Below are 24,267 nucleotides of genomic sequence, written 5' to 3'. Positions count from 1 at the left end.
CGACCGGCCGCCACAGCGCCCCGGCGATCCCTGCTGCCCCGGCAACAAGCTGCGCCTCCACTGCTACTCCTTACGCACCCCACGCCCGCGCCACCGCGCCCCGCGATCGGATACCCTGACGCGGTGCGCGCCAGGATCCGAGACACCGAGCTCTACTTCGACGTCGAGGGCATGGGCCTCGTCCCCGACGGCCCGCGGATGCGCGAGAAGCCGGTGATGTTCGTCGTACATGGCGGACCTGGCGCAGATCACGCCTCGCACAAGGGCGGGATGACGCCCCTCGCCGACCAGGCGCAGCTCGTCTACTTCGATCATCGCGGACAGGGCCGCTCCGCGCGCGGGCCAAAGGAAACGTATACCCTCGAGAACAACGTCGAGGACATGGAGGCGCTCCGCCTGCACCTCGGCCTCGATCGTATCGTGGTGATGGGCACCTCCTATGGGGGCATGGTGGCCATGGCCTATGCGCTCGAATACCAGCGAAACATCTCCCATCTCATCCTGGTGGCCACGGCGGCCAGCCATCGCCTCATCGACCGGGCGAAGCGGATCGTCGCGGAGCGCGGCACGGAGCAGCAGAGAGCGGCGTGCGAACGCCTCTGGGCCGGCGAGATCGAGAGCGACGAGCGGTTCTCCGACCTCCTCCAGATCCTGGGGCCCCTCTACTCGACCACCTTCGACCCACAGAAGGCGGCCGAGGCCCGCGCGCGCACCATCTACAACGTCGACGCGTGGAACGTCGGCCTGGAGGGGTTCATGCGGAGATTCGATTTCACGCCGCGCCTCCCCGAGATCGCTGTGCCCACGCTCGTCATCGCCGGCCGACACGACTGGATCTGCCCACCCGATCTCTCCGAGGAGATCGCGCGGCTCATCCCGGGCGCGGATCTACGTGTCTTCGAGCGCAGCAGCCACTGGGTGCGCGCTGACGAGCCGCGGGCGCTGCTCGACGCCGTCGCCGGCTTCCTGGCCCAGAAGCGGTAGCGCGCAAAGCGCACCGCCGAGCGCCGCGCCCGCTACTGGATACCGGCCTTCTTCATCGCCGCGGGCATCCGCTGGACGATGACCGTCCCGACCTTCTTCCCCACCTCGCCGCTGATCTCCGGGAGGAGCTTCGCGGCCTTCTTTCCGACCGGCGTGCCATAGAACTTGATGAGCTCCTTCAGCTCATCGGCTGTGAACTTCCCCGCATAGATCTCGACGTTCCACTGGACGAGCTCGTCGTACGGCAGCACCTCGGCGACCACCGCCTTCAGCTTGCTGGCGTCCCTGGCAGAGACCTTCGCGCCCGCTTGCTGCATCGAGGCTCCCATGTTGGTCATCAGCTGATCGAGGAGCGCATTGTAAACGTCCTTCGGCATCACGAGGTGCGTGAGCTCCAGGGCGAGCTTCTTCTCCGCCTCTCCGGCGTACGCGCTGCCGAGCGACACGAAGGAGAGCAGGGTCACAACGGCGAGCGAGACGATCCATGAACGAAGCGCGTGCTTTTTCATGGGCCCTTTGTATCACGACCGCGCCGCGATCCGCGCCGCGCAGGCAGGCCCGCCGCATCCCCTCCCCGGAGCCGCCGCGACACCCGAGGAGCCGCCACGCAGGAGCCGTTCGGGCGCTCGGTCACACGACCGTCACCTCGTCTCCGACGCGCAACGTGCCGGCTTTCGTCTCCTGGATGTAGTTCTGTCCGAAGTTCACGTCGCTGGGCTTCTGCGCGTCGCGCCGGTACGTGGCCAGCGTGCGGAGCGGCTCCGGACCGCGCTCTGCGGTGAGCTGGTCGGTCGTGGTGACGACGCAGCGGGCGCACGGGCCGCCGGCGCGGAGCACGAGGTCTCCGATGCGGACGCGGCCCCACCGGTCCTCGTCGAAGGCAGCGCAGCCGCTCACGACGAGGTTGGGCCGGAAGCGATCCATCGGCAACGGCGCGGCGCCCCGGCCCTCGAGGTGAGCGTTCAGATCGGCGAGGGAGGCCTCGGAGATCACGAGCAGCGGGAACTCGTCGGCGAACGACACGACGTCTTCCGGGCCTGCCACCGAGGCCTTGAGGACGGGCCGCCGGAACGCCTCGCCGATGCGGACGAGGCGCGCCGGGTGATCCAGGACGCCGCTGAGCCACGCGGCGGCTTCGTCACCGCAATCCTCGGCCAGGAGGCCGCTGCTGCTCCAGACCTCGACCGTGAGCAGGCGCGCGCCCTCGGCCCTGCGCGGCACGGAGATCGGCGGCCTGCCGGCGAAGCCGAGCGTGAGCGCGCTAACGGAGAGCTGCGTCTCGATGAGCGCCATGCGCGGCAGCGGGCGCTGCGTGAGGGGCTTTCCCTCGGGGTCGACGATCATGAACCGCCGATCGCCCGCGAGGCCGAGCGCGTCGACGGCGACCGCGTCGACCGCGAGGCCCCGGCAACCTTTGACGGGATAGATGTGGATCGCGGAGAGTCGCATTCCGGAGCTTATAACACCCCTCGGGCGCTCGACGCCCGGAGAAGCGCGGCGCGCACGTCCCGAGCGCCCGCGCTCCCCGTCGTCATGCCACGGCGCCTCCCTCCGCCGGTATCCCGAGCACCTGCCGCAGGTCCATCCCCACGACGACGTCGGCGTTCTGCTGCACCCATTCGACGAGCGCGGGGCGCAGGGCGCGCGCGATCTCTTCCTTGACGAGCCCTTCCACGACGCTCGGCCCGAGGCGCTGCGGGTCGAGCGCGACGCCGCCGCCCGCGACCAGGGCGCCGAACAGGCGCACGAGCGACTCGGCGCCTGCTGCCTGGCGCGCCGCGCCGAGCGGCTCGATCCGCTCGACGGCGATCTCGCCGCCGCGCTTCACGACGAAGCGACGGACGTCGGCCTGGTCGACTCCCCCCTTGTGGAGCACCGCCGAGGAGCAGTCGACCTCGATGCGCTGCACGCGCGGCGCGGTCTCGATCTCCTGCCGGGTGCCCTCGATATCGACGCTGGCCGCGATGGTCGCGCCGGCCGGAATGCGGAACCCGTCCGAGCCCACCCCGCCCGCGAGCTCCTGGTGAAGCGTCAGCCGCGCAGACAAGCGGGCGCCCCGCACGGCCGTGCTGCCGCCGGCCTCGAGGTTCGAGAGCACCTGACGCACCGTCACGACGAGATCGGGATCGCTCGTGGGGTCGTACGGGGGCATGGCCATGGGCGTCGACGTGACCAGTCCGCGCATGAAGGCGCGCGCCTCGTCCTCCGCCGATCCCTTTCCGACCTGGACGAGCCCTCCCGTGTAGAAGACGTTGGGCGTCATCGCGCCTGAACGGAAGTCGTACTCGACCTGCTGGAGCCCCATGTCGCCGAGCGGCGGCGGCAGGTCGATGACGAGGTACGGCTCGAAGGTGATCCGCAGGAGCGCCGGCGCGAGCGTCAGGCGGAGCGCCGTCGCGCTCGACGTGGCGAGCGCGGCGATTCCGGTGCGCCTCAGGACGGTGCGAGCGGGGAGATCGAACGAGATCGAGACCGACTCGAGATCGATCCACGACGGCAGGAAGCTCCAGGCCATTCGAGGAGGGTACACCCCCCTGGCCGCCGGAAGCGCGGCCTATTGACCCGCCGCACGGGGCGCGCCCATCATGCCCCGCATGAAGCCAGAGGAATTCCTCGACGAGCTCGACCGCAAGGTCGGTGAGCGCCTCGCCCACATCGGCGCAGCGGCCCGCGCGGCGGAGCCGGCGAGCGGCGTCGGCATCCCGGCGCTGCTCGCGACCGCGCTCAAGAAGGAGCTCGAGGCGACCGAGGAGGCTGCGCTCTGGCTCACCACCGAGACCGACGTGGAGGTGAAGCTCGCCCTCGCCCGCCAGTGCGGCGACGAGGCGAGGCACTACCGGCTCATCGCCGATCGGCTCCGCGCGCTCGGCGTCGACCCCGCCGCGATCCCGGCGAAGTTCGGGCCGCCCACGCCGATGTTCGGGTACCTGAAGGGGCTCGGCTCCACGGTCGAGCGCGTCGCGGCGGGCCAGTTCACGCGGGAGGCGCTCGCGAAGGTGCACAACCAGGCGTTCATCGATTACTGCGAGTCGCAAGGCGACGCCGAGACCGCGCGCCTTTACCGCGAGGTCATCCAGCCGGACGAGGGCCATCACCACGAGATGGGCCGGCGGCTCCTCACGCGCCTCGCGGACACCGAGGAGGCCCAGGCGCTCGCGCGCGCCGCCGCGATGCGCACGCTCGAGATCGCCGAGGAGCTCCAGGAGATCGCCCGCCTGAAGATGGGTATCTGCCGCGCGCCTGGGTGCTAGTGTTCAGGCAGGGTCCTACCGGACCGCCACGACGCTCGATCCAGCCCCTCCGATGCGGTTCGCCCATCTGACCGTCGATGTCCGGGCGTCGATCGCGAGCTAGCGTGTCGTGGTGTCGCGCTGTCGCGCGGAGAGAGCGACCAGGGCGGGAACATCCGTTCGGGCGGGGCGTTCGCGCGTGTCTCGCGGCGTCCCGGCCGTCCGCGAGGCGCGTTCAGGGCGCGGCGGTCTCGGCGTCGGTCGCTGTTCCGAGGCCTATATGCGGGATGGCCCGACATGCGAAAGCCATCGAATCCATGCACCCTCCAGATACCGAAGTTGCCGCCTTGTCGCGAGGCTTACTCGCGGCGAGAGGCGGCCAGTTGGGTCAAGGGGGGGGTTCTCATGATCAAATTTCCGGGGGACAGATCGTTCCGGGAGGTGGCCCGGTTCACCCAGGATTGTGGTTCGATCTGCACGCACGCGGCGCAGTATTGCCTTGAGATGGGAGGCTCTCACGTGAGCGCCCCGCACATGCGGCTGCTCCAGGACTGCGCCGACATCTGCGAGGCGACGTCGAAGCTCCTCCTGCGTAGCTCGCCGCAGATCACCCAGATGATGAGCGTGTGCGCGAGCCTCTGCGAACAGTGCGCGGCGAGCTGCGATAAGCTCACGGGTGATACGCAGATGAGGACGTGCGCAGACGAGTGCCGCCGCTGCGCTGCCGCCTGCCGGCAGATCTGAGAGCGGCGGAGACATGGTGTTCCGTCGGACCGGGAGCCGAGCAGCGGAGTAGCTTTCCTCGCCTTTTGCGGATCGCCGCGCTCCTCCCGGCCAGAGCCCTCGCGCGCGCGGTGGCCCGTCGGCGCCGCGGTCGCGCGTGGTCCGGCGGCGGAGCGACGCCGACGGCGGCGGCGTTCTGGCTCCCCATGGTACCCTCGCGCGCATGCGTTATCGAAGGACCATGGGAGCCGCCGGGTTCGCTCTCCTGTGCGCCGGGTGTGGCAAGGACGCGCCCGAGGCTGCGGTGCTCGCGGTGCGCGACCTGGGTGCGCTGGAGTTTGCCCCGGCGATTCGAGGGCGGGACGGCGGCTACAGCGCGCGGTGGGGCGACCGATCGGTGTGGGTCTTCGGCGACACGACCCTGGAGATGCCGGGGGAAGACGGAGCGCTGTGGAGGTCGAGCACCTTCTGCGCGACCGACGATCTGGATGCGTCGGATGGGCTCTCGTCGCTCACCGAGCCGCTCGACGCGGCCGGCGCGCCGCGGGAGTTCCTGCCGTTCACCGAGGAGGAGCTCGCGTTCAACCTCGCGCACTCCGACCCTCGGGCGGAGGAGACGTGCGAGGAGGACTGCGGAGCGCGCTATGCGCTGTGGCCGGGCCCCATCGTCGTCGACGAGGCGGCCGGCCGTGCGCTCGTCTTCTACAGCAAGGTGACGGGGCGGCTCGGGGCGTTCGACTTCGACATGATGGGTTCGTCGATCGCGGTCTGGGAGAGCTTCGATGCGCGCCTCACACGCCCGGAGGTACGCCCGGGCGCTGCGGATCGGACGCTCCTCTTCGGTGCGGATGAGCCATCACTCACGTCGGCGGCGCTCGTCCGCGAGGGGATGCTCTACGCCTACGCCTGCGCGTGCTCGGGTCTCACGTGCCCGTGCCTCGTCGCGCGAGCCGCGCTCGCGGAAGCAACCGAGCGCGACGCGTGGCGGTTCTTCTCGGACGGGCGCTGGGTGGAGGGCCATGGGGAGGCGGAGCCGGTCATGGCGGGGGCACCGATGATGTCGGTGCATTGGAACGAGCACATCGGCAGGTACATCGCGCTGTACAGCGAGCCGGTATCGTCGGAGATCTCGCTCCGGACGGCGCCGGCGCCGGAGGGGCCATGGTCGGACAGTGCGGTAGTTTTCACCGCCGAGGTCCCGCCTACCCCGGAGGCATGGCCCTATGCCGGGCTCGTGCACGCGGAGCTCGCGCGGGAAGGAGGGCGAGTGGAGTACGTGACATACTTCCGGGAGACGGGGTTCCTGGAGGGAGAGATCCGACTCGTCGAGCTGGAGCTCGAGTAGACGACCCGACCCAGGTCGGCCTGCCCCCGACCCGACCCAGGTTGAGGCCTGCGGCCTGACCCAGGTTGAGGCCTGCGGCCTGCCCTGGCCAACCCGACCCAGGTTGAGGCCTGCGGCCTGACCCAGGTTGAGGCCTGCGGCCTGACCCAGGTTGAGGCCTGCGAGGTTGAGGCCTGCGGCCTGCTGGAGGCCGCCCGACCAGGTGAAGAGGGCCAGCTGAAAACAGTCGAGCCGGGTTGAGACGACCTGGCTCGGTCGACCATCCGCCATGAACCTAACCCGAATGCCCCCGGCCGGATCGCTCCCTCGGTTGGGCAGGTCTACTTCACCGGCACCCGAGGTGCCATTCGCTCAGACCCAGCCGACCACAACCTTAACCCGGCCTCGCGCGACCCCGGCGCGGCAATCCATCCCCAGCGCCACGTGAACGCTGCCGCTCGCTTCACCTTCCCCACGACGGCGCCTTAGCCCACCCTGCTGTGGCGCTGTAACGCACCGCCGAGGTGCCTACGTCATAAGCACGACGTCCGCCACGCTGGCACCGTGATAGATGCGCATCCACCACGTCCCCGCCGGAAAGACGGCGCTTCGTACCCCGGCACGCCATCGTTCGAGCGCCGCACGGTATGACGCACGAAACGCTCGCACAGCGGCACCAGCGATTCGCCATGCATCGCCCTGGTTACGGCCGACGGCAAACGTCGGATTGCGGTCGCGCAGCGCCTCGAAGCTCGTCGCGCGGCTGTAAGGGGAGACCGTACTGGCGCCTTTGGTGCCTAAGAATCGGGGCCCTTGCCGCTGCAACTCTGCATGGGCTTGCGCTTCCTGTCGCTCAAGCTCGGCCGCGACTTCACGGCGAAATCCTTCTGCGTTGTCCTGCTCGATGGCGGGTGGTAGCGCGAGCGAAAGCGTTACTTCCTCCGGCCACTGCCGATTCTCTGGATCAAGATACACGGAGGGACGCGCTGCACGGAGCACGCCGCCGCCGAGCTCGCTCACATCCGACTTGGCGCCCGGCCACTGGTGCGCGTGGCGGACGAGGCCAGCGGCTACGGGGTTCGCGAGGACGTAGGCGATCTTCTCCACCACAGCCGCGCGCGTCAGCAGCCGCACCACGCTCGTGGGTTCGTGGTCCCACACCGGTCCTTCCCACGTGCGGAGGACCTTCGTTCCGAGCGCAACGATGCGGTGGAAAAATTGCAAGAAGCGTGGCAAAACGCCTTGCACATCGGTCACGACAAGGTGCAGATGCGTTGACATCGCGCAAAGAGCGTGGACTTCGATGCCAAATCGATGGGTCGAAACGGCGAGAGCGTAGACAAGAAACTGGGTGAGGGCAGCATCCGGGCGGAGAAGGAGATGCCGGCGTAGGACGCGACGGGTGATGAGGTAGGTGGCGCCGGGAGCGATCTCACGAGGCTGGCTCATGGCCGGGCATACGAACAAATGCCGTACCAGGGATCGTGAGCAATGATTTCAATGACTTATGCTGACGCGACGGGTACGACGGGTGGCGGCCGCCACGTGGTCCGCCACCTGGACCGCAGTCGCAGCGCCGGCTGCTAGCCTTGGCGCCATCGGCTGGATACTGGAACCTCCGGCTCACACAAACCGAGGCGCGCGCTCTGGGTGGGTGCGCGCAACCTGGGTGCGGTCGCCCGATCACCTCAACCTGGGTGCGGTCGCCCGATCACCTCAACCTGGGTGCGGTCGTGCCCCCCTCAACCTGGGTGCGGTCGCCGCCGAGGCGCTTTTTTCTGCCACCAGCCATCAGCTATCCTCCGCCTGTGGCAACCTCCGACAGGAGCCGCGCCGAGTACCAGCGGCGGGTCAACCGCGTGGTCGACTACATCCAGGCCCATCGCGCGGAGGACCTCTCCCTCGACACGCTGGCGGCTGTGGCGGCGTTCTCGCCGTTTCACTTCCACCGCGTGTTCAAGTCCATGACGGGCGAGAACCTCCGCGAGTTCATCCAGCGAACGCGCCTCGAGACCGCGGCGAGCCACCTCGTGCAGCGGCCGCACGCCGACATCCTCGAGATCGCCCTCGAGAACGGCTTCAGCTCGGCGAGCGCCTTCGCGCGCGCCTTCAAGGAGCGCTTCGGCATGAGCGCCTCCGCGTGGCGCAACGGTGTCGCCACGGACGAGCGCAACGCGCGGCAAGCGGATCGCAAGCCGGGTCAAGTCGAGCGCAACCCGTGCAAAGCAGCGGCCTGCGCGCCCGACCAAGATGCCTCCTCGTCGGGCACGGACGCCCGCCAGGACGAGGAGGAGATCATGAACGTGACCGTGAAGACCCTGCCGAGCTACCACGTGGCCTATGTCCGAAACGTCGGCCCCTATGGCCCGGAAGGGAGCGTCGGCGAGGCCTGGCAACGGCTCGTCCGCTGGGCCAGCGCGCGCGATCTGTGGACCCCGGACCGCATCTGCCTCAGCATCGCGCACGACAACCCCAAGGTCACCGAGCCTGCCAAGTGCCGCCTCGACGCCGCCATCGTGATCCCGCAGGACTTCAAGGCGGACGGCGACGTCAACGTGACCGACATCGCCGGCGGCAAGTACGCCGCGGGCGCGTGGATCGGCGACGCGCGCGCGATCGGCTCCGCCTGGGACCAGCTCTTCGGGAAGTGGCTCCCTGAGAGCGGCTATCAGCCCGACCATCGGCCCTGCTTCGAGCTCTACCAGGGCGAGTTCCACGATCCCAAGACCCACAACTTCCGCTGCGAGCTCTGCTTGCCGGTGCGCCCGCTCTAGCTCCGGCCCCGGGGAGCCCGGTCCTCCTGCCCGGGCTCCTGCACCGCCTCGCCGCGACGCTGGCGGGCGGCCGAGCCCCGGTCGCCTCGCCCCTCGCGCCGCCCTTCAGAGCCCGCCGTTGCCCCCGCAAGCCATCGATATCACACGACTTTCATGGGAGAGCGGCGCCGCTCGCGTTTGACAGCCGGGGATCCTTGCACTAGGAGCCGACATGGCATTCATCTACGATGAGCCGAGCAGGACGTTTGGCGAGTACCTGCTCGTCCCGAATCTGACGACGAAGGACTGCGTCCCCTCGAACGTCGATCTCACGGCTCCTGTCGTCCGGTTCAAGGCCGATCCGGGCGCGACACCGCCGGATCCGAGGCTCGCGCCGCTCACGATCAGCGTGCCGGTCACCAGCGCGATGATGCAGTCGGTCTCGGGCGCCGAGCTCGCGATCGCGCTCGCGCGCTGCGGCGGCCTGTCGTTCGTGTACGGCTCGCAGGGCATCGAGGAGGAAGCCGCCATGGTGCGGCGCGTGAAGAACTACAAGGCCGGGTTCGTCGTGAGCGACTCGAACCTGCGCCCCGACGCGACGCTCGGCGACGTGCTCGCGCTCACCGATCGCACGGGCCACTCCACGATTGCGATCACCGAGGACGGCACGCCCACGGGCAGGTTCGTCGGCATCATCACGAGCCGCGATTACCGGCTCGGCAAGACGCCGCTGAGCACGCCGGTGCGCGAGATCATGACGCCGTTCAAGTCGATCCACTGCGGCAAGGTCGGCCTCGATCTGCAGGAGGCGAATGAGCTCATCTGGCGTCACAAGCTCAACACCCTGCCCGTCATCGACGAGCGACAGCACCTCCAGTACCTGGTGTTTCGCAAGGACTACGAGTCGCACCAGGCGCACCCGCTCGAGAACGTGGATCACGAGAAGCGCCTCATCGTCGGCGCCGGCATCAACTCGCGCGACTACAGAGAGCGCGTGCCGGCGCTCGTGGAGGCGGGCGCCGACGTGCTCTGTATCGACTCGTCGGACGGCTACTCCGAGTGGCAGGGCGACACCATCGCCTTCGTGAAGTCGCTCGGCAAGCCGGCCTATGTCGGCGCCGGCAACGTGGTCGATCGCGAGGGCTTCCTCTACCTGGTCGAGGCCGGCGCGGACTTCGTCAAGGTCGGCATCGGCGGCGGCTCGATCTGCATCACGCGCGAGCAGAAGGGGATCGGCCGCGGCCAGGCGTCGGCCGTCATCGAGGTGGCCAAGGCGCGCGACGAGTACTTCCAGCGGACCGGCGTCTACGTGCCGATCTGCTCCGACGGCGGCATCAGCCAGGACTACCACATCACCATCGCCCTCGCGATGGGCGCCGACTTCGTCATGATGGGCCGCTACTTCGCGCGCTTCGACGAGTCGCCCGGGCGCAAGGTCCGCGTGAACAACCAGTTCATGAAGGAGTACTGGGGTGAAGGGAGCAACCGCGCGCGCAACTGGCAGCGCTACGACCACGGCGATACCAGCAAGAAGAAGGATCAGCTCGAGTTCGAGGAGGGCGTCGACAGCTACGTGCCGTACGCCGGCAAGCTGAAGGACAACCTCGACGTCACCCTCGCCAAGGTTCGCTCGACGATGTGCAACTGCGGCGCCACCTCGCTGCGCGACCTGTACATGCGCGCGCGCCTGACCGTCGCGTCCGCGGTGAGCATCCACGAGGGCGGCGTCCACGACGTGATGCTGAAGGACACGCGCGGCAACACGCGCGAGCCCTGAGCCGCGCAGGCCGGCCGCGCCGACCGTCGCTCTGGCGCCCCAGGGCGCGCGCTCCGGTCGACGGAGCGAGCCCTCGTGTCGCGCCCCCGTCCACCTGACGGGCGGCGGCGCGCCTCGCGCGGCGTCAGCCGCCGAGGAGCGCGCGCGTCCGCTGCTCCGCGCGGCGCCCCTCGGCGGCGAGCCGCTCGACGAAGCGCTCGACGATCGGGTTGCGCCGGAAATTCTCGCGGGTCATCAGCTCGACGGGCAGCGGGTCGACCTCCGCGACCTCGACGTCGAGCCGCGAGCGCGCAACCTCGGTCAGCGCGAGCGCCGGCGCGAGGCCGATGCCGAGCCCGCCGGAGACGTACGAGACGAGGAGCGACACGCTCGACACGTCGATCGTCGAGATGGGCCGGATCCGCTCGCGATCCAGGTACGCGTCGAGCATCCGCCGCCCCACGCTGCCGGGCGCCAGCCGGAGCAGCGGCTCGTGCCGGAGCCGCTCGCGCAGCGCCGGCGCCGTGCCCTTGAGCCGCGGCCCCACCCAGAGGAACGGCTGCACGAACAGCGGCTGCTTCACGAGGTCGCCGCCCGCCGAGGACGCCGACGCGAGGCCAAGATCCACCTCGCCGCGCTCCACCCCCCGCGCGGCGTCGACCGAGTTCGCCGTCGTGATCGCGAACCGCACCGGCGCGCGCTTCTCGAGCATCTGGCGGATCACCGGCACGAGCAGCCCCTTGCCGAGGTAGTCGCTGGCCGCCACGCGCAGGGTCGTCGACGGCTCCCCCGCCAGCTCCGAGAGCAGCTCGAACACCCCCTCCGCCTGGTCGAACAGCCGCGTGATCGCGCCGAGCGCCGCCTCGCCGGCCGGGCTCAGCCGCACGCCGCGCCCGTCGCGCTCGAACAGCGCCACCCCGAAGCGCTCCTCCACCCGGCGCACCTGCTGGCTAATCGCCGACGGCGTCTTGTGCAGCCGCCGCGCCGCCTCGGCGACCGAGCCCGAGCGGGCGACCATCAGCACGTCCTCGAGCGCGGGGAGCAGCGACGCGTCCATGTAGCTTTACTTAATCGATCGTGAAAAAAGTTTCATTCGACTTAATCCTCTCGCGCCCGCATAGTCATGCCGCCCGCCCGACGTTGAACCGCCAGACCGGCGGCGGCCGGCCGCCTTCGAGGGAGGCCGCTGGCGCGCCCTGGCGCCGGCGTCGGGCCGGTCCGCACGCCGTCCCCTTCACCCGTATCCAGCGCACCGCGAGAGGCCATCATGGGTAAGAGTCTCTATGACAAGGTTTGGGACCTCCACAAAGTCCGCACGTTGCCGAGCGGCGAGGACCAGCTCTTCATCGGCCTTCACCTGATCCACGAGGTGACGAGTCCCCAGGCGTTCGGGATGCTCCGCGATCTCGGCCTGCGGGTGAGCATGCCCGAGCGGACGTTCGCGACCCTCGATCACATCGTCCCGACCGACGACCGCAAGCGGCCGTTCAAGGACACGCTGGCCGAGGGGATGGTCGACGCGCTCAAGAAGGCGTGCACCGAGCAGGGCGTCACGTTCTTCGATCTCGAGTCGGGGAAGCAGGGCATCGTGCACATCATCGGCCCCGAGCTCGGCCTCACGCAGCCGGGCATGACGATCGCGTGCGGCGACTCGCACACGTCGACGCACGGCGCGTTCGGCGCGATCGCGTTCGGGATCGGGACGACGCAGGTGCGCGACGTGCTCGCCACGCAGACGCTGAGCCTCCAGCGGCTCAAGGTCCGGCGGATCCAGGTGGAGGGCAAGCTCGGGCCGGGCGTCTACGCGAAGGACATCATCCTCGAGATCATCCGCCGGCTCGGCGTGTCCGGCGGCACGGGCTACGCGTACGAGTACGGCGGGTCGACCATCGAGGGGTTCTCGATGGAGGAGCGGATGACCCTGTGCAACATGTCGATCGAGGGCGGCGCCCGGGTCGGCTATGTCAACCCGGACCAGGTGACGTTCGAGTACATGAAGGGGCGTCCGTACGCGCCGAAGGGCGAGGCGTGGGAGAAGGCGCTCGAGTACTGGCGCTCGATCGCCTCGGACGAGGACGCGCGTTACGACGACGTCGTCCGGATCAACGCGAGCGAGATCGCGCCGACGGTCACCTGGGGCATCACGCCGGGGCAGGCGATCTCGGTGAAGGAGAAGGTCCCGGCGGCCGAGGACGTGACGAACGAGTCCGAGCGGGCGCTGATCCGCGAGGCGCTCGAGTACATGCGTCTCGAGGGCGGCAAGCCGATCGAGGGGACGAAGATCAACGTGGCGTTCATCGGGAGCTGCACGAACGGGCGCCTCTCGGATTTCCGGGAGGTGGCGCGGCGCATCCAGGGGCACAGGGTCGCGCCGCACGTGCGCGCGCTGGCCGTCCCGGGGTCGATGGAGGTGGCGCGCGCGGCCGAGGCCGAGGGGCTGGATCGGGTCTTCCGCGAGGCGGGCTTCGAGTGGCGCGAGCCGGGCTGCTCGATGTGCCTGGCGATGAACCCCGACAAGCTCATCGGGGATGAGCTGTGCGCCTCCTCGTCCAACCGCAACTTCAAGGGCAGGCAGGGGAGCCCCACCGGGCGCACCGTGCTCATGAGCCCGGTGATGGTCGCGGCTGCCGCCGTCCGCGGCGAGATCGCCGACGCTCGTGACGTGTTCGGAATCTGACGACGCTCGCACCCGAGGGAGATCCCAATGGCACTCGATTTGATTCAATCCGTCACCGGTCGCGCCGTTCACGTTCCGGGGGACGACATCGACACGGACCGCATCATCCCGGCGCGCTTCCTGAAGTGCGTCACCTTCGACGGCATCGGCGAGCACCTCTTCCGGGACGTGCGCTTCGACGAGCGCGGCGAGAAGCGGGAGCACCCGCTGAACGACCCGCGCTTCGCGGGGGCCACGGTGCTGATCGCCGATCGCAACTTCGGCTGCGGGTCGTCGCGCGAGCACGCGCCGCAGTCGATCGCGAAGGCGGGTTTCAAGGCCGTCATCGCCGAGAGCTTCGCCGAGATCTTCTTCGGCAACTCGACGACGCTCGGCATTCCCTGCGTCTCGGTGAGCCGCGAGGACCGCGCCGCGCTCGTGGCGCGCGTGAACGCCGACCCGACGACGCCCGTCACGGTGGACCTGCAGGAGCAGGTCGTCCGGGCGGGGAGCGATCTCACGGTGCCCTTCACGATCAAGCCGGGCGCGCGCGAGTCGCTGATCCGGGGCACCTGGGATCCGATCGCCCAGCTGCTCGAGGGGGCCGCGGAGGTCCGGCAGGTGGCGGCGCGGCTGCCCTACGTGCGGGCCGCCTCCGCGCAGTAGCTCCGCGCGGGATCGGGGCGCTGGCCCAACCTGGCGCTGCCCCAGCCTGGGGCGCGCGATCCCCCGAGCACCTCAACCTGGGTCGAGCACCTCAACCTGGGTCAACCTGGGTCGCTACCTCAACCTGGGTCGCGATCCGCTCAACCTGGGTCGCTACCTCAACCTGGGTCGGGTCATCCCCAGCCGAACCTCAACCTGGGTCGGCTCATCCCCCGCGAACCTCAACCTGGGTCGGGTCATCCCAGCCGCGAACCTCAACCTGGGTCGGGTCATCCCCCGCGAGCCTCAACCTGGGTCGGGTCATCCGGGTCGGGTCATCCCCCCTGGGTCTTGTAATCCAGCCCACTCAATAAGAAAATTCCCCATCCTTCCATTCCCTTGCCTGCCGGCACCCTCTGTGGCGCCAGTTGGCTCAACGTGACACGTAACCAGCGCTCCCCGTCACACTGCGGCCCGTCGCGCTGGGCGGATGCCCGCAGCCGGCGCCGCGCGGCCGCGAAAAGCCGGCCGATACGCGTCGCTCCGTGCGGCCGGTGACGCCACCGAGCGGGCGGACGCGCCTGGCATGTCCAGTGCTTTATCTCCACGCGAGCTCTCCGAGTCGGCGCTGAGGCGCCGCGCGCAGCAGCGCTCGCATGCCGCGGCGCAGAGCCATCGTTCCTTGATCGCGTGTCTCGCACAGGCACGCAGGATGGAGTACCCCCCATGCGTTTCGCGATCTTCTCCTCTCTTATCTCGCGTTCGTCAGCCGCTCGCTCCTCTCTCCAGGGTCTGATTGCGCTCTCCGCGCTCGTTGTGCTCACCGGCGCCAAGGGGCAGGGCTGTGGGGGCGTGGACGAGCCCTCACCGCCACCAGAGCCCGACTGCGGACCTGGCTTCCACTGGGAGACGGTCTGTTCACCGTGCGAGATCGGCGAGATGTGCGAGGAGCAGTGTGTGCCCGACAGCATCTGTCCTCCTGACTGGAGCGAGCAGACCATCTGCAGCGGCGGCACCACCTCTTCGGGCCAGGGTGGCTTCGCCGGCGGCACCGCCATCCCCGTCGATCCGGGCCAGTGCTGGACCGAGTGCATCCCGCCGCGGCCGTACTGCCCGCCGGGCACGATCGAGCAGACCGTGTGCGGCGGCACCACCACGGCCGGCGTCGGCGGCACCGGTGGCTGGGGCAGCGCCAGCGCTGTCGGCTCCGGCGGCTGGGGCGCTGGCGGCATGCCGATGCCTTCCGAGCCGTGCTGGACCGAGTGTGTGCCCGTCGAGCCCTATTGCCCGCCCGGCACAACCCCGCAGACCTTCTGCGACGAAGGCACCACCGTCACCAGCAGCACCACCGGCGGCGCCGGCGGCTCGGGTGGCTGGGCGGGTACCGGCGGCGCCGATGGGGGCGCGAGCCCGCCGTACCCCGGCGGCGGCTGCTGGACCGAGTGCGTGCCCACCGGGCCCTACTGCCCGCCGGGCACCACCCCGCAGACCTACTGCGACGGCGGCTCCTCCGTCACCAGCAGCACCAGCGTCGGCGTCGGCGGCTCGGGCGGCTGGGCGGGTACCGGCGGCGCCGGCGGCGCCGGCGGGGGCATCGGCGGCTCCGATCCAGGCTTCGCCGCGCCGCGCCCCCCCGGCGGCGGTTGCTGGACCGACTGCGTGCCCACCGAGCCCTACTGCCCGCCGAACAGCATTCCGCAGACCGTCTGCGGCGGCAGCGCGGTCTCGGTCGGCAGCTCGGGCAGCACCGGCACCGGCTACGGCGGCAGCGGCCCGTACCCCGGCCAGGACCCGTACCCCGGCCAGGAGTACTGCTGGACCGAGTGTGTGCCTGTCGAGCCCTACTGCCCGCCGGGCACGACCCAGCAGACCATCTGCGAAGACGGCGAGCCCGTGCCCGGCACGAGCAGCAGCAGCGGCACCGGCATGGGTGGCATGCCCTTCCCCGGCGGGGGCTGCTGGACCGACTGTGTGCCCACCGAGCCCTACTGCCCGCCGAACAGCATCCCGCAGACCGTCTGCGGCGGCGGCAGCTCCGTCTCTGTCGGCAGCTCCGGCAGCACCGGCACCGGCATGGGCGCCATGCCCTACCCCGGCGATTGCTGGACCGAGTGCGTGCCCGTCGAGCCCTACTGCCCCGCGGGCATGATCGAGCAGAAGGTCTGCTCCGGCGAGAGCAGCAGCAGCAGCACCGGCACCGGCATGGGCGGCGCTGACGCGTACCCGCCCGGCGATTGCTGGATCGAGTGCGTGGAGGGAGCCACCTGCCCCCCCGGCGCGATCATCCGGACCATCTGCGAGGAGCCGAGCGGCGGCGGCGCCGCCGGCCCGGTCTGCCGGACCGAGTGCGTCCTGATGCTGCCGTGACGCGACGGGCGCGGGCGATCCCCCCGACCGCGGGAGGCTCCGCGAGCGAAACGCCGCCGCCCGCGCGCTGGAGCGCCGCCGCTCCCATCCGATGACGAAGGCGCCGGGAGCGCCAGGGGAACCACGATCCCCTGGCGCTCCCGGCGCATCGGCGTTCCAGGACAGCACCGCCCCGGCGTTGCGCGGCCCCGGCGTCAGCCCGCGCGCGACCCGACCGGAGGCGCCTTCGCGTACCTGAACCCGAACGCCCACGCCGGGAACACCGTGGCCGCGAAGCCCGCGCCGAGCCCGTAGAGGACCTCGTCGAGCGGCACGCCGAGCAGCGCCCTCCCCGGCAGCAGCACGCTGGGCCGCCACGTGCGCTCGAACACGCCAGGCACGAGCGCCGCGAAGACGAGGCACAGGCCGAGGTAGAGCGCCGCCGACAGGAGCGCTCCGAGCAGGGCCGGCACGAGCAGATCGCGGCGCGCCCCCACGAGCGCCGCGGCGAACGCCGTCATCGCCGCCACCGCGGCGTAGAGGACGGGCACCCCCGCCGCGACCAGCGCCCAGGCCGCGGCGAGCGCGAGCGCGATCACCACCCCGGCACGCAACCACGGTCGCGCGCGCGGCGCCCCCTGCGCCGCGCAGGGCACCGGCGCGCGGCGGAACACAACGGCATAGACGGTCGAGGAAAATCCGCTGAGCCCGACGACGAACAGCACGTCCTCGATGCCGAACCCGATCCGATCGGCCAGGTCGAACACGAACTTCGGAGCCCAGTACCTCGGGTAGAACAGCCGCTCGGTCGCCGCGAACGGCAGCGAGGCGAGCGCCATCCGCTTCATCAGGGGGCGCAGATCCGGGCGCGCGAGCCAGATGACACCTCCTGGCAGGAGGAAGAGCAACGAGAGCAGCAGGAACTCGTGCGACATGGCGCCCTCGCTCCTCAGCGCGCGGCGAGGGCGATGACGGTCGAGCCGACCAGCGACAGCGTCGCCGCGCCCGCCGCCGCGACCCGGACCAGCAGCAGGCGCGAGCCCGGCGGCGCTGGGCGGGCCAGCAGCACGACGAGCGCCGCCGCCGCCGGCGCGAGCAGGCCCGCCCCAGGGCTCAGGCCCACAGCGCCCAGGCCGACCGGCGCGAGCACGAGCGAGAGCCCGTTCAGGAGGACCACACACCGGGCCGCCCGCTCTCCGCCCACGCGCACGGGCAGCGTCCGCTTGCCGCTCGCGCGATCCGAGGGCTCGTCCGGGAGCGCGGTGGCGATCGCGCAGCCGAGGTGGCTCGGCAGCAGGAACGCGAGCAGCGCGAAGGGGAAGCGCGCCGGGTCGCCCCCCTGGGCGATGTAGCCGTAGAGCGGCAGGACCGCGCCGACGCCGACCATCTGGAGCAGCTCCCCGCCGCCGCGGTACGACAGGCGAAGCGGCGGGTAGCTGTAGGCCCAGAGCAGCAGGAGCGCCGCGATCGCCAGGAGCACGAGGAGCGGCGCGGCGGCCGTCGCCAGCGCCGCGGCGAGCGCCGCCGAGACGGCCACGAGCGCCGCGGCGCACACGACGGCCGCGGCGCCGAGCGCGCGGGGCGAGAGGCGCCCCTCGACCAGCACGCGCGAGCCGCCCGAGAAGGGCGTGGCGGTCCGGTTGCGGCGATCGGTCTCCTGGTCGGCGACGTCGTTCGCGTAGACGATGAAGAGCTGGTCCAGCAGGCCGAACAGCTGGACCGCCGCGAGCGTCCCCACGTCGAGCGGTCGGCCTGCCGCCCGCGCGCCGACGAGCTGCCCGAGCAGCAGCGGGAGCGCGATGCTCGGCTGCGAGGCCAGCCGCGACGCATCGAGCCACGCTCGAAGCGCGCCCGGCCGGGCGCTCATCGCCCCTCGCCCCGCGACAGGCCGAGGCGATCGGCCAGCTTGGCGCGCAGATCGGTGAAGGGGAGGTCCCAGCGGCGCTCGCCGTCGAGGCGCCAGGCCTTGAGCGGGATCAGGTCGACCTGGGCGAGCAGGCAGTGGAGCTGCGACTCCTCGGGCGGCTCGCGGATGAACGAGAAGGGGTTGCGGTACTCCCGGCCGTTCAGCTGCGAGTACTTGCGGTCGTTGCTGGCCACGAGCTCGACGAGCGCCCTCTGCCGGCCGTCGAGGTAGTCGAAGAACGAGACGTCGAAGGGCCCGATGCCCGCGCGCTCCTCCGGCTTGCGCATCACCCAGCGAGCCCAGTCGTAGCCGTAGAGGAAGTCGTGCGCGTAGCGGAAGCGCAGCTTCGACTTGTTGCCGAAGCCCAGGCAGAGCGACACCACCCGGCGGGCGAAGTCGCCGATCGCGGGCGCGCTCCCGGCCTGCCACAGGCAGCAGGCCAGGTAGTCGACATCCCAGAAGATGTTGTCGGGGAAGTTGTCGGCGACCGCGCGGATCACCTCGCCGAGCCCGCGGGCAAAGGCGCGCGCGCGCTCGGCGTCCTCGCTGCCGTTCACGATCTGCTCGACCAGGGCGGCGGGGGTGGGCGCGCACGGCCGGTCCGGCGCGACCGAGGCCCGCGCGCCCAGGAGGGGCGTGAGGCGCGCGAGCGCGTCGCGCTCCTCCGGAGGGATGACCTCGACGCCCGTCATGTCGGCCCTCCCCCGGCGCGGAGCCCTGCGGCGAGCACGGCCGCCGACAGGGCGGCGATGCCCCACTGGATCGCGCGGTGGAGCTCGCGCTTGTAGGCCGCCTGCGCGGCGAAGGCGTTCGTCACCGCCTCGGGGCTCTTCTCGAGGAGCCGCGCCCTGAAGAAGAGCGCCACGGCCGCCGCCGGCGCGACCGACCAGAGCGGCGGCGCGTCCTCGGCGAGGAAGGGCGCCGCGAGCCAGAGGAGCGGGCCGAGGCCGGCGAGGGCCTCGGTGACCCGGCGCGTGGCCGCATTGCCGAGCAGCGTGGCCACGGTGCGCTTGCCGCCGGCGCGGTCGCTCTGCTCGTCGGACAGCCCGCTGGCCAGCGCGCTCGCCAGCGCGAGCAGGAGCAACCCCGGCAGGAGCGCGACGAGCCACGCCGGCGCCAGCACGCCGCACTGGGTATACGCGTGCAGCGCGGGGAGCACGCCGCCGACGCCGGCCATCTCGAGGAGCTCGCCGCCGCCGCGGTAATTGAGCCTGATCGGCGGCAGCGTGTAAGCGACGAAGACGAGCTGGCCGAGCGCGGCCAGGGGGAGCAGCAGCGGGCGATCGAGCGCGGCGCCGGCCCCCCAGGCCATGAGCAAGGCGGACACACCGGCCCCGAGCCCGGCGAGCAGGAGGGCCCTGGCGGGAAGGATGCCGTCCGGGATGGTCTTCGGCGAGCAGCCGTCCGGGAACATGCGTCGCTTGAGGGCGTCCACCTCGCGATCGCCCCAGTCGTTCAGGAGCACGACGAAGGCGACGTCGGCCATCATCCACAGCGCGCCGAAGGCGAGGGCCCCCGGGGACAGCCGGCCGGCGGCGGCCGCGCCCACCGCGTGCCCGCAGACGGCCGGGACGAGCACCTTGGGCCAGCTCGCGGGTTTGAGCGCGTACGCCCACCGCGCTCCAGGGCTCATCGACTCGAGGCGCATGGATCAGCTCCCCCTGCTGCTAGCACAAGAACATCCACGCTCAGGGGCTACATGAGCCCGTCCGGAAAACGGACCGCCTTTCCGCCGGGCACGGCAGCGTTTCCTTCGACGCCGATCTGAGCCACCTTACTCCCCCCGACAGCCTCCCCACGCGACCCAGTGCGGCACGTTTTCCTCCCCTCCCCGAGCCTGGCCGGCGCGCTCCTGCCGCGCGCCCCCGGGCAGCGCCTCGAGCCCGCGCGGAGGCGCGCGTGACCGCCGACGCGACCCGGCCGCGCGGCGCGCGGGAGCTCGCGGATGAGCCCGCCCGCCGCCGCATCCGCGACGATCTGCGGACGACGCTCGTCGTCGAGGCCGCCGCGGGCACCGGCAAGACCACCGCGCTCGTGTCGCGGATCGTCGCCGTGCTGCGGAGGGCGCCCGAGGAGGGCGGCGGGACGCTCGATCGCATCGTCGCGGTGACCTTCACGGAGAAGGCGGCCGGCGAGATGAAGCTGCGCCTCCGGGCCGAGATCGAGCGGGCGCGCAGCGACCCGGGCGCAGGCCCGGCGGAGCGCGCGCGGCTCGACGAGGCGCTCGCGCACCTGGAGGCGGCCCGCATCGGGACCATCCACTCCTTCTGCGCCGACCTCCTGCGCGAGTGGCCGGTCGAGGCGCGCGTCGACCCGCTGTTCCAGGTCGCGGCCGCGGATCAGGCCGAGGCGCTCTTCGACCAGGCCTTCGACGCCTGGTTCCAGCGCACCCTGAACGACCCGCCCGAGGGCGTGCGCCGGATCCTGCGACGGCGCCCGCGCGACGGCGCGCAGGGCCCGCGCGACCTGCTCCGGAGCGCGGCGTGGAGGCTCGCCGAGCACCGCGACTTCACGCGCCCCTGGCGGCGCGATCCGTTCGACCGCGAGCGCGCGATCGACGAGATCCTGGACCGCCTCGCGGCGCTCGCGGACCTGGGCGCCGAGGCCGACCGGGAGGGCGACTACCTCGCGCAGAGCCTCCGGAACCTCGACCGCTACCTCGCGGAGCTCCGCCGCCGCGAGGAGGTGACGGGCGGGCGCGACCACGACGGCCTGGAGGCCGAGCTCGGCGACGTCGCGCGCTGGAAGGAATGGCGCTGGAAGGGCTCAGGCAAGGCGTTCGGCGGGGATCTCACGCGCGCCGAGGTGCTCGCGCAGCGCGATCGCGTGAAGGTCGAGCTCGACGCCGTGCTCACGGCCGCGAGCGCCGATCTCGCCGCCTGCCTCTCGCGCGAGCTCCGGCCGCCGATCGAGGCGTACGACGCGCTCAAGGCCCGCGCCGGCAAGCTCGACTTCCTCGACCTGCTCCTCTGCGCCCGGGACCTCCTCCGATCGAGCCGCGGCGTGCGCGAGGAACTCAACCTCCGCTTCTCGCACCTCTTCGTCGACGAGTTCCAGGACACCGACCCGCTCCAGGCGGAGATCCTGCTCCTGCTCGCGGCCGACGACCTCTCCGAGGCCGACTGGACGCGGGCGCGCCCGGTGCCCGGCAAGCTCTTCGTGGTCGGCGATCCGAAGCAGTCCATCTACCGCTTCCGCCGCGCCGAGGTCGCGCTCTACGAGGCGACCAAGGCCCGGCTCGTCGCGTGCGGCGCGAGCGTCCTGTACCTGTCGACGAGCTTCCGCAGCGCCCCGTCGATCCAGGAGGCCGTCAACGCGGCGTTCGCGCCGCTGATGCAAGGAGGCACCGCGGAGGGCGAGCGCGCGGCGACCCAGGCGCGGTACGTCGCGCTCGAGCGGTTCCGGGACGATCCGCCGGAGCAGCCGACGGTCATCGCGCTCCCGGTGCCGCGGCCTTACGGCGACTTCGGCAAGATCTCCGATTTCCGTGTGCGGCAGTCGATCCCGGACGCGGTCGGCGCCTTCGTCCACCACCTCATCCACGGCGGCGCGGGCGCCGGCGCGGCGCTGGACGGTGACGGCGCGCGGCGCTGGACGGTCACGGAGCGCGAGCGCCCGGGCCAGCGGGTGCCGCTCGAGGCGCGGCACATCTGTCTCTTGTTCAAGCGTTTCCAGACCTTCGGGGAGGACGCGACCCGCGCCTACGTGCGGGCGCTCGAGGCGCGGCGGATCCCGCACGTGCTCGTGGGCGGGCGGTCGTTCCACGATCGCGAGGAGGTGATGGCGGTGCGGAGCGCGCTGCTCGCGATCGAGTGGCCGGACGACGAGCTCAGCGTCTACGCGACGCTGCGCGGGCCCCTCTTCGCGCTGACGGACGACGTGCTCCTGCTCTACCGCGACCGCTTCCGGCGCTTGCACCCGCTGTTTCAACCGCCGGACGACGGATCGCTCGATCTCGCGGTGGAGGGCGGCGCGCGGCCGCTCCGGGAGGTCGCGGAGGCGCTCGCGGTGCTCGGCAGGCTGCACCGCGAGCGCAACCGGCGGCCGATCGCGGACACCCTCGGCGGGCTCCTCGACGAGACGCGCGCGCACGCGGGCATCGCGATCTGGCCGACGGGGGAGCAAGCGCTCGCGAACGTGCTGCGGGTGATGGATCTCGGGCGGCGCTTCGAGGCGGCCGGCGCGACGTCGTTCCGCGCGTTCGTGGAGCGGCTCGAGCTCGACGCCGAGCGGGGCGAGGTCGCGGAGGCGCCGGTCGTCGAGGAGGGGACGGAGGGGGTGCGGATCATGACGGTGCACCGGGCCAAGGGGCTCGAGTTCCCGGTGGTGATCCTGGCGGATCCGGCGTCGCCGGCGGTGCACCAGCTCCCGTCGCGGCACGTGGATCCGGAGCTCGGACTGTGGGCGGAGCCCATCGCCGGCTGCGTGCCCGCGGAGCTCGTCGAGCGCCGCGACGAGGTGCTGCGCCGCGATCGCGAGGAGGCGGTGCGGCTCGCGTACGTGGCGGCGACGCGCGCGCGCGAGCTCCTGGTCGTGCCCGCGGTGGGCGACGCGCGCCCGGGCGACGGCACGAGCGACGGCTGGCTCGACGTGCTGCACCCGGTGCTCTACCCGGCGCCGCGCGAGCGACGGAGCCCTCGGCGCTGCGAGGATCTCGGTTGCCCGCCGTTCGGGACCGACACGGTGCTGGAGCGTCCGGCGCGGTGCGAGGCCGACGAGCGGGACGCGGTCGCGCCCGGGGAGCACGCGCCGATGGCGGGCTCGCACCGCGTTGTGTGGTGGGATCCTGGCGCGCTGGATCTGGATCGCGAGCCGGAGGCGGGGCTGCGCCAGCAGCGGATCCTGCAGGCGGACGCGAGCGGCGCCGGTGCGGGCGGGGCGGCGGTGAGCGCCGGGCCAGCGAGCGGCGCCGGGGTCCTCGGGAGCAGCGGGGCGACGGCGAGCGCCGTGCTGGCAGCGGAGCTCGGGCAGCGCGGGCACGAGGCCTGGCAGGAGGCGCGGCAGCGGGCGATCGTGGACGGCGCGACGGCGGCGGTCCGCGTGAAGACGGCGACGGAGATCAGCCACGAGGCGGCGGAAGCGGCAGCGGCGGCGGCCGGAGCGGGGGCGGCGGCCGCGCAGCGGAGCGGCGGCGGCGCGGCGCGCGGGGAGAGGGCGGACGCGCTGCCGGTGATCTCGTTCGAGCAGACGGAGATCGCGCGCGAGGGCCGGCCCTACGGCAAGCGGTTCGGGACGCTGGTGCACGCGGTGCTCGCCGAGGTGGATCTCCGGGCGGGCGAGGACGAGGTAAGGACGGTGGCGGCGGCGCAGGCGAGGCTGCTCGGGGCGCCGGCCGAGGAGCTCGACGCGGCGGTCGCGGCGGCGGTCGCGGCGCTCGATCACCCGCTGCTCCGGCGCGCAGCGGAGAGCGCCGCGCGCGGGGCGTGCGAGCGGGAGACGCCGCTGCTCCTGCGGCTCGAGGACGGGACGATCGCCGAGGGCATCGTCGACCTCTCGTTCCGGGAGAGCGTGGGCGACGTGGGGATCTGGACCGTGGTCGATTTCAAGACCGGCTCCGACGCGGGCACGGCGCACGCGGCGCAGGAGGCGCAGGTGCGGCTTTACGTGCAGGCGATCGCGGAGGCGACGGGTGAGAGGGCGAGAGGGGTGGTGCTCAGGGTGTGAGGGGCGCCGTCGCGGCCTGCGCCGCGCTCGCGCTCAACGGATCGGATCGGGGGCTCCCACATCGTTTGAATCTTGAACTTCCGCATCGGGAAGCTGCTCCAGCTGCCACTCCGAGCGCTGACGACGATGCGGTGGTCGAATCCGGCCTTCAGCTCATTCGGGCTCAACGAGCTGAAGTCGATTCCCCACGGGGGGCCGACCATGCAGCCACCGAAGTCCTCGTAGTTGCCCTGCAGCGTCACTTCCTTCTTCTGGACCATGACCCCGCCCTCCTCACGGT

Annotated in this window: 20 protein-coding genes; 10 read left to right on the top strand and 10 right to left on the bottom strand. The window is 71.6% G+C overall.

The window, feature by feature from the left end:
- Positions 1 to 123: 123 nt before the first annotated feature.
- Positions 124 to 984 (top strand): alpha/beta fold hydrolase, encoded by an 861-nt coding sequence (locus WMF34_RS00505; protein WP_437992058.1) that lies wholly within the window; start codon positions 124 to 126, stop codon positions 982 to 984.
- A 32-nt stretch (positions 985 to 1,016) separates the two neighbouring features.
- Here the strand turns inward: WMF34_RS00505 and WMF34_RS00500 are convergent, their stop codons facing one another.
- From WMF34_RS00500 to WMF34_RS00490, 3 genes are all read right to left on the bottom strand, one after another.
- The gene (locus WMF34_RS00500) at positions 1,017 to 1,493 is read right to left on the bottom strand and encodes a DUF2059 domain-containing protein (protein WP_012232731.1); all 477 of its coding nucleotides are present in this window, start codon (positions 1,491 to 1,493) and stop codon (positions 1,017 to 1,019) included.
- Positions 1,494 to 1,614: 121 nt separating this feature from the next.
- Positions 1,615 to 2,433, bottom strand: coding sequence for an MOSC domain-containing protein (locus tag WMF34_RS00495; protein WP_437992057.1), 819 nt, complete (start codon positions 2,431 to 2,433; stop codon positions 1,615 to 1,617).
- Positions 2,434 to 2,515: 82 nt separating this feature from the next.
- Complete coding sequence (locus WMF34_RS00490; protein WP_437992056.1) at positions 2,516 to 3,499, bottom strand: hypothetical protein; 984 nt, start codon at positions 3,497 to 3,499, stop codon at positions 2,516 to 2,518.
- Positions 3,500 to 3,578: 79 nt separating this feature from the next.
- Between WMF34_RS00490 and WMF34_RS00485 the strand changes: the two genes are divergently transcribed.
- The 3 genes from WMF34_RS00485 (at position 3,579) to WMF34_RS00475 (ending at position 6,282) form a co-directional block, all read left to right on the top strand.
- On the top strand, positions 3,579 to 4,235 hold the full coding sequence (locus WMF34_RS00485; protein ID WP_157906342.1) for a ferritin-like domain-containing protein: 657 nt from the start codon (positions 3,579 to 3,581) through the stop codon (positions 4,233 to 4,235).
- Positions 4,236 to 4,733: 498 nt separating this feature from the next.
- Positions 4,734 to 4,958: a hypothetical protein gene (locus tag WMF34_RS00480; protein WP_437992055.1), complete on the top strand. Its 225-nt coding sequence runs from the start codon at positions 4,734 to 4,736 to the stop codon at positions 4,956 to 4,958.
- Between the two features lie 202 nt (positions 4,959 to 5,160).
- Positions 5,161 to 6,282: a DUF4185 domain-containing protein gene (locus WMF34_RS00475; RefSeq protein WP_012232726.1), complete on the top strand. Its 1,122-nt coding sequence runs from the start codon at positions 5,161 to 5,163 to the stop codon at positions 6,280 to 6,282.
- A 507-nt stretch (positions 6,283 to 6,789) separates the two neighbouring features.
- Here WMF34_RS00475 and WMF34_RS00470 read toward each other — a convergent pair.
- On the bottom strand, positions 6,790 to 7,710 hold the full coding sequence (locus WMF34_RS00470; RefSeq protein WP_437992054.1) for a transposase: 921 nt from the start codon (positions 7,708 to 7,710) through the stop codon (positions 6,790 to 6,792).
- Positions 7,711 to 8,069: 359 nt separating this feature from the next.
- On the opposite strand from WMF34_RS00470, the gene WMF34_RS00465 reads away from it, so the two are divergent.
- Together WMF34_RS00465 and WMF34_RS00460 are read left to right on the top strand one after the other, a co-directional pair.
- Positions 8,070 to 9,035, top strand: a complete 966-nt coding sequence (locus WMF34_RS00465; protein ID WP_437992053.1) for an AraC family transcriptional regulator — start codon at positions 8,070 to 8,072, stop codon at positions 9,033 to 9,035.
- 211 nt (positions 9,036 to 9,246) lie between these two features.
- On the top strand, positions 9,247 to 10,791 hold the full coding sequence (locus WMF34_RS00460; RefSeq protein WP_012232723.1) for an IMP dehydrogenase: 1,545 nt from the start codon (positions 9,247 to 9,249) through the stop codon (positions 10,789 to 10,791).
- 124 nt (positions 10,792 to 10,915) lie between these two features.
- Here WMF34_RS00460 and WMF34_RS00455 read toward each other — a convergent pair whose 3' ends face one another.
- A complete protein-coding gene (locus WMF34_RS00455; RefSeq protein WP_044963587.1) occupies positions 10,916 to 11,827 on the bottom strand; it encodes a LysR family transcriptional regulator in 912 nt (303 codons plus the stop codon).
- Positions 11,828 to 12,037: 210 nt separating this feature from the next.
- Here WMF34_RS00455 and leuC point away from each other — a divergent pair, with 210 nt between their 5' ends.
- The 3 genes from leuC to WMF34_RS00440 all read left to right on the top strand — a co-directional run bounded on the left by leuC (position 12,038) and on the right by WMF34_RS00440 (position 16,438).
- A complete protein-coding gene (leuC, locus tag WMF34_RS00450) occupies positions 12,038 to 13,447 on the top strand; it encodes a 3-isopropylmalate dehydratase large subunit (protein ID WP_437992052.1) in 1,410 nt (469 codons plus the stop codon).
- A 27-nt stretch (positions 13,448 to 13,474) separates the two neighbouring features.
- Positions 13,475 to 14,092: a 3-isopropylmalate dehydratase small subunit gene (leuD, locus tag WMF34_RS00445; RefSeq protein WP_437992051.1), complete on the top strand. Its 618-nt coding sequence runs from the start codon at positions 13,475 to 13,477 to the stop codon at positions 14,090 to 14,092.
- 936 nt (positions 14,093 to 15,028) lie between these two features.
- Positions 15,029 to 16,438 (top strand): hypothetical protein, encoded by a 1,410-nt coding sequence (locus WMF34_RS00440; RefSeq protein ID WP_437992050.1) that lies wholly within the window; start codon positions 15,029 to 15,031, stop codon positions 16,436 to 16,438.
- Positions 16,439 to 16,632: 194 nt separating this feature from the next.
- Here WMF34_RS00440 and WMF34_RS00435 read toward each other — a convergent pair whose 3' ends face one another.
- Genes WMF34_RS00435 through WMF34_RS00420 form a run of 4 tightly spaced genes read right to left on the bottom strand, consistent with a single transcriptional unit; the run spans position 16,633 to position 19,971 of the window.
- Entirely contained in the window at positions 16,633 to 17,352 is a 720-nt protein-coding gene (locus WMF34_RS00435; protein ID WP_437992049.1) for a lycopene cyclase domain-containing protein, read from the bottom strand.
- A 14-nt stretch (positions 17,353 to 17,366) separates the two neighbouring features.
- Positions 17,367 to 18,284 (bottom strand): prenyltransferase, encoded by a 918-nt coding sequence (locus WMF34_RS00430; protein ID WP_437992048.1) that lies wholly within the window; start codon positions 18,282 to 18,284, stop codon positions 17,367 to 17,369.
- The gene (locus tag WMF34_RS00425; RefSeq protein WP_437992047.1) at positions 18,281 to 19,015 is read right to left on the bottom strand and encodes a ferrochelatase; all 735 of its coding nucleotides are present in this window, start codon (positions 19,013 to 19,015) and stop codon (positions 18,281 to 18,283) included. Before WMF34_RS00425 ends, WMF34_RS00430 begins: the two co-directional genes overlap by 4 nt.
- Complete coding sequence (locus WMF34_RS00420; RefSeq protein ID WP_437992046.1) at positions 19,012 to 19,971, bottom strand: prenyltransferase; 960 nt, start codon at positions 19,969 to 19,971, stop codon at positions 19,012 to 19,014. Before WMF34_RS00420 ends, WMF34_RS00425 begins: the two co-directional genes overlap by 4 nt.
- A gap of 251 nt (positions 19,972 to 20,222) precedes the next feature.
- On the opposite strand from WMF34_RS00420, the gene WMF34_RS00415 reads away from it, so the two are divergent.
- Positions 20,223 to 23,987 (top strand): UvrD-helicase domain-containing protein, encoded by a 3,765-nt coding sequence (locus tag WMF34_RS00415; RefSeq protein WP_437992045.1) that lies wholly within the window; start codon positions 20,223 to 20,225, stop codon positions 23,985 to 23,987.
- Here WMF34_RS00415 and WMF34_RS00410 read toward each other — a convergent pair.
- A complete protein-coding gene (locus WMF34_RS00410; RefSeq protein ID WP_157906340.1) occupies positions 23,924 to 24,247 on the bottom strand; it encodes a hypothetical protein in 324 nt (107 codons plus the stop codon). The genes WMF34_RS00415 and WMF34_RS00410 overlap by 64 nt on opposite strands.
- Positions 24,248 to 24,267: the final 20 nt, after the last annotated feature.

It is taken from the genome of Sorangium sp. So ce145 (assembly GCF_051525985.1).
GTDB classification, from domain to species: Bacteria; Myxococcota_A; Polyangia; order Polyangiales; family Polyangiaceae; genus Sorangium; species Sorangium cellulosum_B.
This window is presented reverse-complemented; position numbering and strand designations above follow the sequence as displayed.

Coding starts and splice junctions, on each gene's coding strand:
- WMF34_RS00500 (WP_012232731.1), bottom strand. CDS start 1,493: ATGAAAAAGCACGCGCTTCGTTCATGGATCGTCTCGCTCGCCGTTGTG.
- WMF34_RS00495 (WP_437992057.1), bottom strand. CDS start 2,433: ATGCGACTCTCCGCGATCCACATCTATCCCGTCAAAGGTTGCCGGGGC.
- WMF34_RS00490 (WP_437992056.1), bottom strand. CDS start 3,499: ATGGCCTGGAGCTTCCTGCCGTCGTGGATCGATCTCGAGTCGGTCTCG.
- WMF34_RS00485 (WP_157906342.1), top strand. CDS start 3,579: ATGAAGCCAGAGGAATTCCTCGACGAGCTCGACCGCAAGGTCGGTGAG.
- WMF34_RS00475 (WP_012232726.1), top strand. CDS start 5,161: ATGCGTTATCGAAGGACCATGGGAGCCGCCGGGTTCGCTCTCCTGTGC.
- WMF34_RS00470 (WP_437992054.1), bottom strand. CDS start 7,710: ATGAGCCAGCCTCGTGAGATCGCTCCCGGCGCCACCTACCTCATCACC.
- WMF34_RS00460 (WP_012232723.1), top strand. CDS start 9,247: ATGGCATTCATCTACGATGAGCCGAGCAGGACGTTTGGCGAGTACCTG.
- WMF34_RS00455 (WP_044963587.1), bottom strand. CDS start 11,827: ATGGACGCGTCGCTGCTCCCCGCGCTCGAGGACGTGCTGATGGTCGCC.
- leuC (WP_437992052.1), top strand. CDS start 12,038: ATGGGTAAGAGTCTCTATGACAAGGTTTGGGACCTCCACAAAGTCCGC.
- leuD (WP_437992051.1), top strand. CDS start 13,475: ATGGCACTCGATTTGATTCAATCCGTCACCGGTCGCGCCGTTCACGTT.
- WMF34_RS00435 (WP_437992049.1), bottom strand. CDS start 17,352: ATGTCGCACGAGTTCCTGCTGCTCTCGTTGCTCTTCCTCCTGCCAGGA.
- WMF34_RS00430 (WP_437992048.1), bottom strand. CDS start 18,284: ATGAGCGCCCGGCCGGGCGCGCTTCGAGCGTGGCTCGATGCGTCGCGG.
- WMF34_RS00425 (WP_437992047.1), bottom strand. CDS start 19,015: ATGACGGGCGTCGAGGTCATCCCTCCGGAGGAGCGCGACGCGCTCGCG.
- WMF34_RS00420 (WP_437992046.1), bottom strand. CDS start 19,971: ATGCGCCTCGAGTCGATGAGCCCTGGAGCGCGGTGGGCGTACGCGCTC.
- WMF34_RS00410 (WP_157906340.1), bottom strand. CDS start 24,247: ATGGTCCAGAAGAAGGAAGTGACGCTGCAGGGCAACTACGAGGACTTC.